Here is a 13,718-nt window from a genome sequence, read left to right as displayed (position 1 = left end):
CCGGCGAACTGGAAAGTGCGTGCTAGGGTGTCTAGCCCAAGCACGTTTCAATCCAGGAAAAATGAGGAGGATTCATGCCACTTCATCCCATTCTGTTCATGGGCGGCTCCGGCGCCATCGGCCATCAGACGGCCCGCGCATTGCGCGCGGCGCATCCCGACGTCCCCTTGCTGATCGGCGGACGCGACCTCGCCAAGGCTGAGCAAACCGCCGAGCAAATCGGCAATGCCCAGGGTGTGGTCATCGATGCTCGCGCAGATGATCTGGGGCTGGGTGATCGCCCGGTCAGCGCCATCGCCCTGTTCTACATGGACCACGCCCTCGCCGGGCTGCGCTTTGCGCAAAAGCGCAAGGTGCCGCACTTGAGCATCTCTTCCGGCGTGTTCGAAATCGCCCCGCAGATCGCCAGTTTCATGCACACGCCTGACGCGTCGCCCATTGTCCTCGGCTACGAATGGATGGTCGGTGCCACCACCGTGGCAACGCTGCACCTCGCCAAGGCATTCGCCCGCGTGCACGACATCCACATCCATGCACTGGTCGACGAACAGGACGGCGGCGGCCCGACCGTGGCCGTCGATTTCGAGCACCTGAACAAAATGCTGCCCGCCGCGCTGACCCGCCGTGACGGCGAATTCATCTGGCGTGAAGGCGACGATGCCAAGGTCAGCTTCCGCGCCGTCGACGGCACCACCCTGCAGGGCGCCGGCTTCTCCTCCATCGACGTCACCGGCCTCGCCGCCGCCACCGACGCCCCGAACGTCGAGTTCAACCTCGCCAGCGGCGTCAGCTCGACCCGGCGTCAGGGCCAGCCGATGTCGACGGAAATACACATCGAACTTGAAGGCACGGATCACGATGGCCAGCCATTGCGCACCCGCCACGCCGTGGTTCACCGATCAGGCGCAGCAGCGTTGACCGGGCTCAGTGTGGCCATGTTGCTGGAGCGACTGGTTGGGCTGGATGGGCAAGTGCCGGTCAGGCCGGGGCTGTATTTTCCGTATCAGTTGCTGGAGGCACAGGTGTTTTTGCAGCGATTGAAAGAGGACGGTGGGGAGTTGATCGAACTGCTTGAGTGAGACCGCGCACAGGTCGCTCGACACTTGAACTGCTCGTTTGAGAGAGTACCGGTCCTGCCCGCCACTGCTCGCAAGGATTGATTGCCATGGATTGCATCCCCACGCTTTACACCCGCCGCTTGATCCTCACGCCGCTGCAACTGAGCGATGCAGCGGCGGTGCAACAATTGTTTCCGCAATGGGAGGTCGTGCGCTATCTCGACAGCCGCGTTCCGTGGCCGTATCCGGACGACGGCGCGCTTGTTTACGTCCGCGATGTCGCGCTCCCCGCGATGGCTGCCGCAAAGGAATGGCACTGGATGATCCGCACCCGCGTTCAGCCCGAGAGCTGCATCGGCAGTATCAGCCTGTTTGATCAACCGGGTAACCATCGAGGCTTCTGGCTCGCCCCTCAGTTTCAGGGCAACGGCTACATGCGCGAGGCCTGCAAGGTGATCAATGCCTTCTGGTTCGACACCTTGATGCGCCCATTGATGCAGGTGCCCAAGGCCGCCGCCAACCACGCTTCGCGCAAGATTTCCGAAGATGAAGGCATGCGGATGGTTGACAGACGGGACGGCCAGTTTGTGTCGGGGCCGATGCCTGTGGAGGTGTGGGAGATCACGCGCAGCGAATGGCTTGCCGAAGAAACAAACCGGTCAATTGATTGTTAGAGCCGATCAAGTGCTCAATCTTGCGTATATGCTGCTGTCTGCAAAATCAGGACAAGTACTCCCCAAACGTTCGAGACAGTAGAAATGATCTCCGATCCAGGAACACCAACGCTTGATCAACTGAAAGTATTTCTGACGGTTGTAGAAGTGGGCAGTTTTGCCGCTGCGGCCAGAAAACTGCATCGCGCGACATCGGTGGTGAGTTACTCCATTTCCAATCTGGAGATGCAGCTCGGGGTTTCACTGTTTGACCGCAAAACCACGCGCAAACCGCAACTGACGGAGGCAGGTCGAACCGTCCTGGCTGAAGCACGCACTATTACCAACGGCGTAAATGGGCTGCGCGCAAAAGTCTCCGGTTTGCTGCATGGGCTTGAAGCAGAAGTTCACCTCGCGCTCGATGTAATGCTCCCTGCCGAGCGAGTAGTCGATGCGTTAAGGACCTTCAGGGAAGAATTTCCTACCGTCACTCTGCACTTGCACATGGAAGCCTTGGGGGCAGTGACTCAACTGGTGATGGAGAAGAAAGCTGGAGTCGGCATCAGCGGTCCGCTGGACATTGGCCTGGACGGCATCGAGCGCATCGGCGTGGGCAGTGTTCAATTGATACCGGTCGCCGCGCCTGCACACCCGCTTGCAACCGAGTGTTCCAAATCCCCTGGCGCTGCCAGAGAGTTTGTTCAATTGGTGCTATCGGATCGTTCAACGCTTACGGGTGACAAGGACTTTGCCGTCGTGAGCACTCGCACTTGGCGACTGGCGGATCTGGGCGCCAAACACATGCTTCTCAAAGAGGGCATCGGATGGGGGAATATGCCGGTGCCCATGGTTCAGTCTGACCTGGACGAAGGACGCCTGGTCGAGCTTGATATGCCCGACTGTAAAGGCGGCACCTATGCCTTCGATGCGATTTATCGAACCGACTCGCCGCCCGGTCCGGCTGGGCAGTGGCTGATCAAGCGGTTCGGCGAACAGCTCTTGCCGACGTAAGCAATTCAGGGAAAAGAGCAAAAATCCGACAGCCTGAGCAAGGCTGCCGGAGAGATGCATGTCAAAAAGCAGGAAAGTTGAATTGTCGAAAGCGACTGACAACAACTGTTTATCCTCTTTTGATCCCCGGAGGCGCCATGACCGCATTTCGAAAATCCGACTTCCCTTTGAGCGAGGTTCGCCAGCATCTGGAAACCGGCCCCATCGTCCTGGTGACCTCCGCCTGGCAAGGTGAAACCAACATAATGACCATGGGTTGGCACATGATGATGCAGTTCTCCCCCGCCCTGTTTGGCTGCTACATCTGGAGTGCAAACCACAGCTACGAGCTGATCCACAACAGCCAGCAGTGCGTCATCAACGTGCCCACCGTCGAATTGGTGGACCAGGTTGTTGCCGTCGGCAACAGCAGCGGTGGCGCCATCGACAAGTTTGCCCAATTTGACCTCACAGCCGCCCCCGCAGAACGGGTAAAGGCGCCGTTGATCAAAGAGTGCTACGCCAATTTCGAGTGCAAGCTGTTCGACTCGAATCTTATCGGCGAGTACGGTCTGTTCGTATGGGAAGTGGTCAAGGCGCATGTGGCTACGTCGGTAAAAAACCCCAAAACCCTGCATTACCGCGGGCAGGGGAAATTTATGGTGGCGGGCGAAACCCTGGATTTGCGCGATCAATTCCGCCCACAGAATCTGTAATACGACACTAATAAAAAAGCCGGAATGTTCATTCCGGCTTATGCGTCAGCGCTCGGGATATAACACCATGCCCGCGTGGTACAGCACGTTATCTCGAAACTCTCCGTCTGCGGTAAAGCCAGTATCGTCCACATACTCGATGTGGTCGTCTTCCAGCCAGTAGCGCCCTTGATAAGCGCTTTTTTGCCGACCGCGAGCCTCGTCATATCGCCCTCCTGGCAGCAACTCATGGCGAATATGACCGTCGGCTGTCACCCACATGCCAACGTACTTGCCCTGATCGCCGGCTGGATTTGCCGTGGCGTTTTCTTGCGCATCAGGGGTTACGCGAATTTCGACATCGGACATTTTAGAACTCCTGTTTTCAGATCATAGTTTCCTGCCGTTCAGCAGGATTTGAAGCAAGAGTAAAAAGTCGCGGCGCGGTGCCGTTATGCAATTCCTGCGCAGGTTTTGCCCAATGCTCCAGGCGCTCGCAGAACGTCTAAGCGAAGGACTACGCGAACTTCTGCAAAGGAGAGAAGGCCCGCGCATCTTTCAGCGCCCGTGCCCACCAGGCCAGCTGGATCAACAACTGCGCCATCGAAACCCGTGCTTGCGCAAAGTGCTCCAGTCCGAAGCCTTGTTCGAGACGCTCGGCAATCTCAGCGAACTTCACATAGCCACCAACAGGCATGGCCTGCAGCTTCAACAACTCGCATCCAAGCTCGTCGACCTCATCCTCCCCGCCGGTCGTGGTGCCATAACCAACAAATGAACAAGGTCGTCCCTGGAGGTGTTCAGGCCAGCGCGCCATCAAGACTTTCAATCCATGCTGGTAACCAAGGTGACGTGCGGGCACCAAGACGATATAGGCATCTGCTGCCGCTAGCGCTCTCAAGCACACTCGACGACCGGGTTGTTCCGAAAAATCGTCTATAAATCTCAGGTCAAACGGCTCTACCACGCTCAACGCAAATTCGCTGCGGTCTTGCACCACGGCGGTAATCCATTGCACCAACGCCGTGTCTACGCCGTTGGACTGGTTGCTGTTATGGATCAGTACTAATTGCAGTGTGTGAGTCATTTCAGCCTCCGAGCAGCTATCAACATGGCAATGTTCTACGGTTAGAGAAAACAACGTGACAGCAAGAGCGCGATGGTTGGAAGTGGCCACTTCTTTGCTTGCAAAGTCGGCAACCGTTCCATATCGCGTTGGCAAAATATTAGGCGCGCGAAATGGTAGATAAACAGCCCGTGCCCAGGCACACGATTTATGACGTGAGTTCACATGCGACGACTGGATATCAATTGCTTCGCCGAGATGAGCGTGTTCGTTAAAGTGGTGGAACGCGGAGGTTATTCAGCGGCCGCAAGAGCTTGCGCGATAACCCCCTCTGCCGTGAGCAAGCTCATGACGCGCCTGGAAAGCCGTCTTGGCGCACGTTTGCTGAACAGGTCCACGCGCAAGCAACTGCTGACGCCAGAAGGAATGGCTTTTTACGAACGCAGCGTTGCCATACTGGCCGATCTTGATGAAGCGGAACGCGAAGCATCTGCCAGTTCTGCACCGCAGGGCGTGGTCAGAATCAGCTCTAATGTGGGTATCGGCCGCCAGCTTTTTCTTCCCATCATCAACTTGTTCATGAATCAACATCCTGGGGTCAGCGTCGAACTTTTCCTCACCGATGAGGTGGTCGATCTCATCGAAGCTCGTGCGGATATCGCCATACGCACCGGAGCGCTCAAGAACTCCAACCTTGTGGCGAAACGACTCGGGCAATCCAGAGGGCTGATCGTAGGATCTCCTGACTACCTGGCGGCCAAGGGCACTCCGCTGGTGCCTCAAGACCTTGCCGATCACAACTGTCTGGGTTTCACCTTTTCGCCTCCCGCCATGGAGTGGGCCTTGCTCGACGAGAGCGGCGAGCAACGTATGTACCCGGTAAAAGGCAATCTGCGCGTCAGCGATGGCGACGCCTTGCGTGAATTGACGGTGCTGGGCGCAGGGCTAGCCAGGCTGGGGTTCTGCCAGGTTGCAGATGACCTGGCTGCCGGAAGGTTGGTTTGCGTCCTGCAACCATTCGTGCCTGCAAGCGTCACGGAGATTCATGCGATTTACGTCGGCCAAGGCGGACATCTGCCCGCACGCGTAAGAGCCCTGATGGATTTCCTCGCCGCCCATTTGCATGTTCATTGAACCGCAACGCGGGCAAAGGGCCGTTCCTTCAATGCATAGGCCAGCACAAGAGCCGCGGGCAAAGCAGCGCCCAGTAGGCACAGCCCTTCCCAGCCGACATACCGAATACCGAAACTTGCAACTGCGGAGCCAATAGCGCCGCCAACAAAGTTGATACTGATAAACACCGCGGTAATCCGTGAGTTGGCTGCGGGGGCCAGTTTGTAGATGACCGATTGATGGGTGATCTGCAAGCCCATTACGCCAACGTTCAAGGCCATTGCGGCAGCGATAATTATCCAGAGCCCTGTCGCCGCAAAGCTCAGCACTGCCCAGGCCAGTATCATCAACGAGGCCAACCCGAATGCCAGCGCGTGCCGGTAGCCATGATCACAGAGCCGGCCAACCACACCGGGAATCAACGCGCCAGTCACTCCCGTGAGCCCGATCAGTCCGATGCTCGAAGTCGAAAAATTGAACGGCGGTTGCGACAACAGTATTGGTAATCCAGTCCACAACATGCTGAAGCTGGCCATTCCCAGCGCACCGTAAAGCGCCCGGCGAGCAAGCGCTGGGTACTCGAGGATGAGTTGCCACAACGAGCGCATCAACTGCTCATAACGCACGGGCTGGCCTCGGCGCTCGGGCTCGGTTGGCAAGGTGATTCTGAGCAGCATGAGCAGGATCAGCGCCGCGCACCCGGCGCTGGCGTACACCAAGCGCCAACCTGCCGCGTTGCCGATACCGCCGGAGACCAGCCACGACAGCGGTATCGCGAGCAAGGCCCCGGTCATCACCACGCCGATCACTTGACCGCGCCGATGCTCGGCTGCGATGGACGCTACATACGGCACAATCAACATGGCAGCGGATGCCGTGACTCCACTGATCAACACTGCGGCGCAGAACAGCAAGAAATTCGGGCTGGCCGCAGCCACAAGCAGCGCTAATGCGTTGATGGTAAACATCCGGCTCAGAAGCGCTCTTCTTTCGAGGACGTCACCGAGCGGGACGACCAGCACAATGCCCAGCGTGTAGCCAAGTTGAGCGCAACTCACCAGCAGGCCGGACGTGGCAAGCGGAATACCAAATGCCCCCGTTACCAACGACAGGATCGGCTGCAGATAATAGAGATTAGCGATCATGGCCCCCGCTGCGAATGCGCAGAGCCACATGAAAGGTCGGGACGGGGACGACGAATTCATACAAATACTCCTCGGTAAATGCCGTTCAAAATTGGGCGAGTCAACTCACTCGCCCAGTTTTTCCCGCACCGCGTCGTCCCCGTTAACTCACTCCTCTCAGGTGTTTGCCTGATTCTGTAGCGTCCATGCCATCAGTGCGGGCTTCGCCTGTCAGGCCGTCGGGAAGTCCGCGCCACGGGCGGTAGACTCCCATGCGCTGAACTCGCGGCCCATGGCGGCAAGCTTCGCCTGCGCTGCCTCATAGGCTTCATTGCCCAACAGCAGGCGCGCCGGCGGCGCTGCGCAGGTAACCGCGGCGTAGATCGCCGCTGCCGCCCTGTCTGGGTCGCCAGCTTGATTGCCAACAGATTGCCGGTACGCGCGCATCGCAGCGCCGGCGGTTGCCTGATAATCCTCGGCCACCGTTTGCGCAGCGCCCGAAGACCCCGCCCATTGGGTTCTGAAGGCGCTGGGCTGAACGGTCATCACGCCGATACCCAGTGGCGCAACTTCGGCGCGCAGACTTTCCGACAGGCCCTCAACGGCGAACTTCGTCGCGCAGTAGTGGCCGACCGCTTCGAACCCGACCAGACCGCCTACCGATGTGAGGTTGACGATCATGCCGGTGCGCCGCTTGCGCATGCCAGGCAGTACCGCGCGAATCATATGGGCCGTGCCGAAGTAGTTGACCTCGAACATCCGCCGAACAGCCCCATCGTCGCTGTCTTCTATCGATGAGAAATAGCCGACGCCGGCGTTATTGATCAGCACGTCCACTCGCCCGAAGCGATGCTCGGCCGCCTGTACGACCTGCATCGCCTGCGCCGGATCGGTCACGTCCAGAGGCAGAATCAAAGCGTCGCCGAGGGCGGCCAGATCCTCGATCTGCTGTGTGTTGCGCGCCGTGACCACCACACGCTCACCCTCATTCAGCAGCGCCGTGGCGATGTGGCGACCGAACCCGGTGGAACAGCCTGTAACCAACCAAACCTTAGTCTCGTTCATTGCAGTACTCCTCTAGATAGCGGCGGTTCAGGATTCGGCTGAACCGCGTTCGAGACCAACGTACCGAATCCGCCCCGCCACTGTTATCCGATTAATCCGCGACATTTGCCTGATCCTGCTCCCCAACACACGTCGCTGACCACAGTGGAAGGTCAACTTCGATTTCTGCTGCATTTCTAGTTTTTCGAACCTGATCATCGAAACTTGTCGGCTATTGCGCAAAGCCTCGCGATGACATCATCTGCTCCACAACGGCGCTTCATGGTGAAGCGCTGAAATCAGCGGAATCCACGTCATGTCCCACGCAGCCACAATTTCCAGCGTCACTGCCTCAACGTCTTCCAACCTCAACAGCACCGTTTCCTTGATCGGGCGGATTCTTCTGAGCGCGATCTTCATTCTTTCGGGCCTGTCGAAAATCGCGGCACCGGCCATGATGATTGGCTACATCGGCTCTGTCGGGTTGCCTTTTCCCGAACTGGCGTTGGGCGTGGCGATTGCTGTCGAGGTTCTCGGCGGCGTAGCGTTGATCGCCGGTTATCGCACACGTACCACCGCAGCGCTGTTGGCGATTTTCAGCGTACTGACCGCACTGATTTTCCATAACGCCCTGGCGGACCAGAATCAGTTCATTCACTTCTTCAAGAATATCGCCATGGCCGGTGGGCTCTTGCAGATCGTTTCTTTCGGCGCAGGGCGTTTCAGCCTCGACGCACGTCGCCACTAATCGAATCGCCGGCACGTCCATTCCTTCCGACGAGCCTTGACCATCACAACGGAGAGAATCATGAAAGCGATCCAAGTCGCGCAGTACGGCCAGGCAGAAGCGCTGGAGCTCAAAGAACTTGCGGATCTGAAACCCAATGACGATCAGGTGTTAATCAATGTTGCCGGTAGTGGGATCAATCCAATCGATTGGAAAATCCTCTCCGGTGCCATGCAGCAATTCATTCCTCTGCCACTGCCCTACACGCCTGGCGTGGAAGTCTCAGGCACAGTCGCCGCGGTGGGCAGGAATGTCAGAGACTTTGTCGTTGGCGACAAGGTGTTCGGGTTTATCGGGATTACCGGCGGATATGCGACCCAGGCCCTCTCAACGCCAGATCGTCTGGCCCACACGCCGACAACACTATCGTTGCAAGAAGCCGGCGGCGTGCCGGCGGCAGCGCTGACCGCTTGGCAAGCTCTGCATGAACACGCCGGAATTCAGGCAGGTCAAAAAGTCCTCATTCACGGCGGCTCAGGTGGCGTGGGCAGCTTCGCAATCCAGCTCGCCCGCCTTGCCGGTGCTTATGTGATCGCGACCAGCTCTGCGAAGAACCACGACTATCTGCGTTCACTTGGCGCCGATGAGGTGATTGACTACACCACGGCTAAATTCGAAGACAGCGTTGCTGACCTCGATGCGGTCATTGATCTGGTCGGCGGCGAAACTCAGAACCGTTCATGGAGTGTGATCAAGCGCGGGGGCGTTCTGGTTTCCCCCGTAAGCGCACCCTCTGCACAGAAGGCAAGCGAGCACGGTGTGAGTGGCAAAAATTTCGCCACCCGCTCCGATGGCAGCCAATTGGTCGAGATTGCCGCGCTGTTCACATCCGGCAAGCTCAGCCTTGAGGCTCAAGTGGTACCGCTGACAGAAGTTGTCGACGCGGTTAAACAAAGCTGGGCCGGACACACCCGGGGAAAAATCGTGCTCGATGTCAGCGCTCAGGCCGAATCCTGAACCAGATCGCATACATCGCCGGCAGAAACACCAGCGTGATGATGGTGCCAACAAACGTGCCGCCGATCAGCGTGTACGCCAGCGTGCCCCAGAACACCGAGTGGGTCAGCGGAATGAACGCGAGAATCGCCGCCAGCGCGGTCAACAACACTGGCCGCGCCCGTTGCACTGTCGCTTCGACCACGGCATGGAACGGCGCCAGCCCTTCCTGCTCGTTGTGATGGATCTGCCCGATCAGAATCAGCGTGTTGCGCATCAGAATCCCCGACAGCGCAATCAACCCGACCAGCGCATTGATGCCGAATGGCTGATTGAAGATCAGCAGCGTCGGCACCACACCGATCAAGCCTAACGGCGAGGTGAGGAAGACCATGATCATCGCCGAGATCGAGCGTACCTGGATGATGATGATGAGCAAGGTCATGGCGATCATGATCGGCAGCAATGGCAGGATCGCTTTGCCGGCCTTGCCGGATTCTTCGATGGCGCCCGCCTGTTCAATCCGGTAGCCGGAAGGCAGGTTTTCGATGATCGGCTGCAACTGCTGGATGATTGCGCCGGAAACGTCCGGTGGCTGTAAACCTTCGGCGATGTCGCCACGGACGGTGATGGTCGGCGTGCGATCGCGGCGGCGCAGGATCGGGTCTTCCATGCGCACTTCGACCTGGCCGATCTGCGACAGCGGGATGCGCTGCCCCGCCGCACCGACCAGGGTGAAGCCTTCGATCTGTGCCGGGTCGAGGCGGATATTGCCCGCCGCACGGCCAACGACCTGCACGGAACGGATGTCTTCGCGCACCGCCGTGATCGGCACGCCGCTGAGCAGAAATTGCAACTGCTGGGCGACCGCGCTGGACGTCAGCCCCACTGCCTGCAAGCGATCCTGATTCAAGTTGAAATGGAGCGTGGGCGTCAGCGGCCCCCAGTCAGTGTTGACGGTTCTCATCATCGGGCTGTCCTGCATCACTGCCCTGACCTGCTCGGCGATGTCGCGCAGCTTCGCCGGATCAGGCCCCATCACCCGATAGGCCACCGGGAATGGCGAATACGGACCGAACACGATCTGCGTCGCCCGAACCCGCGCCTCTGGAGCAAGCCCTTCGGCCACCGCTTCGCGCAAACGCAACTTCAGAGTTTCGCGGGCGTCCTGGCTGTCGGTCAGCACGACGATTTTGGCGAACGATGGATCCGGTAACTCCGGCGCCATCGCCAGGAAAAACCGAGGCGCACCCTGGCCGATATAGGCGGTGACGATTTTGGCCTCTTCCTGCTTGTGCAGCCAGGCTTCGACTTTGGCCGCCGCCGCGCTGGTCTGCTCGATGGACGTGCCGTAAGGCATCTGCACTTCGATCATCACTTCGGGGCGGTCCGAGGTTGGAAAGAACTGCTTCTTCACCAGCCCCATGCCTGGGATCGCAACAGCAAACAGCGCGACCACCGCACCGGCCACCAGCCATTTCCGGGTAATCACCCACGTCAAAATCCGGCGAAAGCGGTTGTAGCGTGGCGTGTCGTAGATCGCCGCGTGCCCGCCTTCGACTTTCTTGATGTCGGGCAACAGCTTCACGCCCAGGTACGGCGTGAAAGCCACGGCGACGACCCACGAAGCAATGAGCGCGACGCCGACAATCCAGAACATGTTGCTGGTGTATTCGCCCGCCGTTGATTGCGCGAATCCGTTGGGCAGAAAGCCAATCGCCGTGACCAGCGTGCCGGCCAGCATCGGCGCTGCCGTGTGGCTCCAGGCATAAGCGGAGGCCTTGATGCGGTCGTAGCCCTCCTCCATTTTCACCACCATCATTTCAATGGCGATGATCGCGTCATCGACCAGCAAGCCGAGCGCCAGAATCAGCGAACCCAGGGTGATCCGGTCAAAGTTCTTGCCGGTGGCCGCCATCACCACAAACACGATCGCCAGGGTCAATGGCACCGCCGCTGCGACCACCACGCCGACACGCCAGCCCATGCTGAGAAAACACACCAGCATGACCACCAGCAGCGCGACAAAGAACTTGACCATGAACTCACCGACGGCCGAGTCGATATTCACCGCCTGATCGGTGACTTTGGAGAGGGTCATGCCCAAGGGCATTTCCTCGTTGATCCTGGCCGTTTCGGCGTCCAGCGCCTTGCCCAGATCGAGACCGTTCCAGCCCTCGCGCATGATCACGCCGAGCAATAAGGCTTCTTCGCCGTTGTTGCGCACGAGGAAGGTCGCCGGGTCTTCGTAGCCGCGTTCGACCGTGGCCACGTCAGACAGTTTGAGTGTTCGTCCCTGCGCCACCACAGGCGTGTCACGGATTTTCTGCAGCGTGTCGAACGCGCCATCGACGCGCAAAAATACCTCCGGCCCTTTGGTTTCGACCGATCCGGCGGGCGTCAATACGTTCTGATTGTTCAGCGCGGCGAAGATGTCCTGTGGCGCCAAGCCCAGCGTCGCCAGCCGATCATGGGAAAACGAGACGAATATCCGCTCGGCCTGCTCGCCGATGATGTTGACCTTCTTCACGCCAGGCACATGCAACAGCTGCTGGCGTAACCTCTCCGCATCACGCACCAGCAAGCGCTGTGGCTCGCCCCTGGCTTTCAAAGCGAACAGCGCGAAGGTCACGTCGGAAAACTCGTCGTTGATCATCGGCCCGATGACACCCGCCGGCAGCCTGATCGCTTCATCGTCGAGCTTCTTGCGTGCCTGGTAGAACTCTTCCTGCACCTGCGATGGCGGTGTGCTGTCGAGCAACGAGACCACGGTGAATGCCAGTCCCGGACGCGTGTAGGTTTCCGAGCGGTCGTACCACTTCAGTTCCTGCAAGCGTTTTTCGAGGGGTTCGGCGACCTGATCCTGCATCTCTTGCGCGGTCGCTCCTGGCCACGCGGTGATGACGGTCAGCTGCTTGACCGTGAACGGTGGGTCTTCCGCCCGGCCCAATTTGAAGAACGACAGAACGCCGGCAACGGCGATGAGAAAAATAAGAAACACCGTGATTGCGCGCTGGCGCACGGCGATGGCGGAAAGGTTGAACCGGCCCTCGCTCATGGACGACTCCCGGCAATCTGGCCATCGTCGCGGGCAAGCAAGCGTACTTCTTCGCCATCGCGCAGCAGATGCGCGCCCAGCGCGACAATCGGTTCACCGACGTTGAGCTGGCCAGCGACACGGGCCGAGTCATCGCTCAAGCCCAGCACCTCGACCGGGCGCCAGCTCACTGTCGCCGGTGTGCCGGCGATGACCCACACGCCGGGGCCTTTGCCTGGGTTGTAGATCGCGGCGACGGGCACCTTGAGCGCCTGATCTGGCGAAGAACCCTGGGCAATTTCGACGGTGACCGTCGAGCCGATTGGCGCATTGGCCAAACTGCCTTCGAGCACATAGCGCGCCTCGAAAGTACGAGTTGTGCTGTCGGCCGAATCGGAAAGCAGACGCAGTTTTGCGCTCACGGTAGCCGACTTATCGCCATACAATTTTGCCTGAGCGGTCGAGCCCGGCGCGGGGCGCAAGGTCTCGGGCAGATGGACGATGGCCTCCCGCTGACCGGCCCGCGCCAGCCGCACCACCGGTTGTCCCGGGCTGACGACTTGCCCGGGCTCGGCGAGGGTTTCCACCACCACGCCATCAGCGTCCGCCACCAGAACCGCGTAGCCCGAGGCGTTGCGCGCGACGTCCGCTTGCGCCACAGCGGCATTGAGCTGCGCCCTGGCGGTGTCGGCTGCGGCTTTGAACTGATCGTAGGCCGATGCCGAAATAGCGCCGGCGGCGACGAGTTTGCGATTGCGTGTTTCGTCACCGGCAGTCTGTATGGCTCGGGCGCGAGCGGCGCTCACCGCTTCTTGCTGGGCTCGCGCCTGCAGGCCGAGGTCGATCGGGTCCAGGCGCATCAGTGGCTGGCCGCGCTTGACCGTCTGCCCGGTATCGACCAGACGCTCGAGCACCTTGCCCGAAACGCGAAAGCCCAGATCGCCCTGGGTGCGCGCGGCGACGACGCCGGTGAATGATCGAGATCCATTTTCTGCCGGTTGCACCGCCGCCGATCTGACAATCGGCGCCAAGGTACGTGGATCTTTTGCGCTGGAGGAATCACCGCACGCCGTCAGGGCCAGGGGCAATAAACATACCGCGAGGGGAAAAGGTCGGAGCCGGCGCATGGAATTCCTTCACTGAAAATAGGATGACCATCATATTCTCAATCTTGTGACCGATATCGTCAACAGTCACTAAATCGCCGATCCGATT

The 13,718-nt window shown here is 59.4% G+C and carries 13 protein-coding genes; 7 read left to right on the top strand and 6 right to left on the bottom strand.

Going from position 1 to position 13,718, the window contains the following annotated elements; all coding sequences use genetic code 11:
• Positions 1 to 74: 74 nt before the first annotated feature.
• The 4 genes from PSH90_RS11350 (at position 75) to PSH90_RS11335 (ending at position 3,417) form a co-directional block, all read left to right on the top strand.
• On the top strand, positions 75 to 1,079 hold the full coding sequence (locus PSH90_RS11350; RefSeq protein ID WP_305382785.1) for an NAD(P)-dependent oxidoreductase: 1,005 nt from the start codon (positions 75 to 77) through the stop codon (positions 1,077 to 1,079).
• Positions 1,080 to 1,165: 86 nt separating this feature from the next.
• The gene (locus tag PSH90_RS11345; RefSeq protein ID WP_056785063.1) at positions 1,166 to 1,732 is read left to right on the top strand and encodes a GNAT family N-acetyltransferase; all 567 of its coding nucleotides are present in this window, start codon (positions 1,166 to 1,168) and stop codon (positions 1,730 to 1,732) included.
• Positions 1,733 to 1,816: 84 nt separating this feature from the next.
• Positions 1,817 to 2,722: a LysR family transcriptional regulator gene (locus PSH90_RS11340; RefSeq protein WP_024012654.1), complete on the top strand. Its 906-nt coding sequence runs from the start codon at positions 1,817 to 1,819 to the stop codon at positions 2,720 to 2,722.
• Positions 2,723 to 2,859: 137 nt separating this feature from the next.
• On the top strand, positions 2,860 to 3,417 hold the full coding sequence (locus PSH90_RS11335; protein ID WP_056785061.1) for a flavin reductase family protein: 558 nt from the start codon (positions 2,860 to 2,862) through the stop codon (positions 3,415 to 3,417).
• A 45-nt stretch (positions 3,418 to 3,462) separates the two neighbouring features.
• Here PSH90_RS11335 and PSH90_RS11330 read toward each other — a convergent pair whose 3' ends face one another.
• Both PSH90_RS11330 and PSH90_RS11325 read right to left on the bottom strand, forming a co-directional pair.
• Positions 3,463 to 3,678 carry an Atu4866 domain-containing protein gene (locus PSH90_RS11330; RefSeq protein WP_305383123.1) on the bottom strand — a complete coding sequence of 72 codons (216 nt, stop codon included), beginning with the start codon at positions 3,676 to 3,678 and terminating at the stop codon, positions 3,463 to 3,465.
• A 235-nt stretch (positions 3,679 to 3,913) separates the two neighbouring features.
• Positions 3,914 to 4,483: an NAD(P)H-dependent oxidoreductase gene (locus PSH90_RS11325; RefSeq protein WP_122610071.1), complete on the bottom strand. Its 570-nt coding sequence runs from the start codon at positions 4,481 to 4,483 to the stop codon at positions 3,914 to 3,916.
• Between the two features lie 204 nt (positions 4,484 to 4,687).
• Between PSH90_RS11325 and PSH90_RS11320 the strand changes: the two genes are divergently transcribed.
• Entirely contained in the window at positions 4,688 to 5,596 is a 909-nt protein-coding gene (locus PSH90_RS11320) for a LysR family transcriptional regulator (RefSeq protein WP_056785056.1), read from the top strand.
• On the opposite strand, the gene PSH90_RS11315 is transcribed toward PSH90_RS11320, so the two are convergent.
• A complete protein-coding gene (locus PSH90_RS11315) occupies positions 5,590 to 6,720 on the bottom strand; it encodes an MFS transporter (RefSeq protein ID WP_252883650.1) in 1,131 nt (376 codons plus the stop codon). The genes PSH90_RS11320 and PSH90_RS11315 overlap by 7 nt on opposite strands.
• A 210-nt stretch (positions 6,721 to 6,930) precedes the next feature.
• On the bottom strand, positions 6,931 to 7,764 hold the full coding sequence (locus PSH90_RS11310) for an oxidoreductase (RefSeq protein ID WP_252879959.1): 834 nt from the start codon (positions 7,762 to 7,764) through the stop codon (positions 6,931 to 6,933).
• 295 nt (positions 7,765 to 8,059) lie between these two features.
• Between PSH90_RS11310 and PSH90_RS11305 the strand changes: the two genes are divergently transcribed.
• Together PSH90_RS11305 and PSH90_RS11300 are read left to right on the top strand one after the other, a co-directional pair.
• Complete coding sequence (locus PSH90_RS11305) at positions 8,060 to 8,491, top strand: DoxX family protein (protein ID WP_082228565.1); 432 nt, start codon at positions 8,060 to 8,062, stop codon at positions 8,489 to 8,491.
• 60 nt (positions 8,492 to 8,551) lie between these two features.
• Positions 8,552 to 9,487 carry an NADP-dependent oxidoreductase gene (locus PSH90_RS11300; RefSeq protein ID WP_076563265.1) on the top strand — a complete coding sequence of 312 codons (936 nt, stop codon included), beginning with the start codon at positions 8,552 to 8,554 and terminating at the stop codon, positions 9,485 to 9,487.
• Here the strand turns inward: PSH90_RS11300 and PSH90_RS11295 are convergent.
• Together PSH90_RS11295 and PSH90_RS11290 are read right to left on the bottom strand one after the other, a co-directional pair.
• Positions 9,465 to 12,524 carry an efflux RND transporter permease subunit gene (locus PSH90_RS11295; protein ID WP_305382784.1) on the bottom strand — a complete coding sequence of 1,020 codons (3,060 nt, stop codon included), beginning with the start codon at positions 12,522 to 12,524 and terminating at the stop codon, positions 9,465 to 9,467. The two genes, PSH90_RS11300 and PSH90_RS11295, sit on opposite strands and share 23 nt — an antisense overlap.
• Positions 12,521 to 13,630, bottom strand: coding sequence for an efflux RND transporter periplasmic adaptor subunit (locus tag PSH90_RS11290; protein WP_305382783.1), 1,110 nt, complete (start codon positions 13,628 to 13,630; stop codon positions 12,521 to 12,523). The genes PSH90_RS11295 and PSH90_RS11290 overlap by 4 nt, the downstream gene beginning before the upstream one ends.
• Positions 13,631 to 13,718: the final 88 nt, after the last annotated feature.

Origin of the sequence: Pseudomonas sp. FP1762 (assembly GCF_030687105.1) — a bacterium.
GTDB classification, from domain to species: domain Bacteria; phylum Pseudomonadota; class Gammaproteobacteria; order Pseudomonadales; family Pseudomonadaceae; genus Aquipseudomonas; species Aquipseudomonas siliginis.
The sequence above is the reverse complement of the archived record's forward strand: the minus strand, read 5'-3'. Positions and strand labels throughout refer to the sequence as shown.

What these genes read in the sequence shown, in the direction of transcription:
- PSH90_RS11350 (WP_305382785.1), top strand. Translation starts at nt 75, where the DNA reads ATGCCACTTCATCCCATTCTGTTCATGGGCGGCTCCGGCGCCATCGGC.
- PSH90_RS11345 (WP_056785063.1), top strand. Translation starts at nt 1,166, where the DNA reads ATGGATTGCATCCCCACGCTTTACACCCGCCGCTTGATCCTCACGCCG.
- PSH90_RS11340 (WP_024012654.1), top strand. Translation starts at nt 1,817, where the DNA reads ATGATCTCCGATCCAGGAACACCAACGCTTGATCAACTGAAAGTATTT.
- PSH90_RS11335 (WP_056785061.1), top strand. Translation starts at nt 2,860, where the DNA reads ATGACCGCATTTCGAAAATCCGACTTCCCTTTGAGCGAGGTTCGCCAG.
- PSH90_RS11330 (WP_305383123.1), bottom strand. Translation starts at nt 3,678, where the DNA reads ATGTGGGTGACAGCCGACGGTCATATTCGCCATGAGTTGCTGCCAGGA.
- PSH90_RS11325 (WP_122610071.1), bottom strand. Translation starts at nt 4,483, where the DNA reads ATGACTCACACACTGCAATTAGTACTGATCCATAACAGCAACCAGTCC.
- PSH90_RS11320 (WP_056785056.1), top strand. Translation starts at nt 4,688, where the DNA reads ATGCGACGACTGGATATCAATTGCTTCGCCGAGATGAGCGTGTTCGTT.
- PSH90_RS11315 (WP_252883650.1), bottom strand. Translation starts at nt 6,720, where the DNA reads ATGATCGCTAATCTCTATTATCTGCAGCCGATCCTGTCGTTGGTAACG.
- PSH90_RS11310 (WP_252879959.1), bottom strand. Translation starts at nt 7,764, where the DNA reads ATGAACGAGACTAAGGTTTGGTTGGTTACAGGCTGTTCCACCGGGTTC.
- PSH90_RS11305 (WP_082228565.1), top strand. Translation starts at nt 8,060, where the DNA reads ATGTCCCACGCAGCCACAATTTCCAGCGTCACTGCCTCAACGTCTTCC.
- PSH90_RS11300 (WP_076563265.1), top strand. Translation starts at nt 8,552, where the DNA reads ATGAAAGCGATCCAAGTCGCGCAGTACGGCCAGGCAGAAGCGCTGGAG.
- PSH90_RS11295 (WP_305382784.1), bottom strand. Translation starts at nt 12,524, where the DNA reads ATGAGCGAGGGCCGGTTCAACCTTTCCGCCATCGCCGTGCGCCAGCGC.
- PSH90_RS11290 (WP_305382783.1), bottom strand. Translation starts at nt 13,630, where the DNA reads ATGCGCCGGCTCCGACCTTTTCCCCTCGCGGTATGTTTATTGCCCCTG.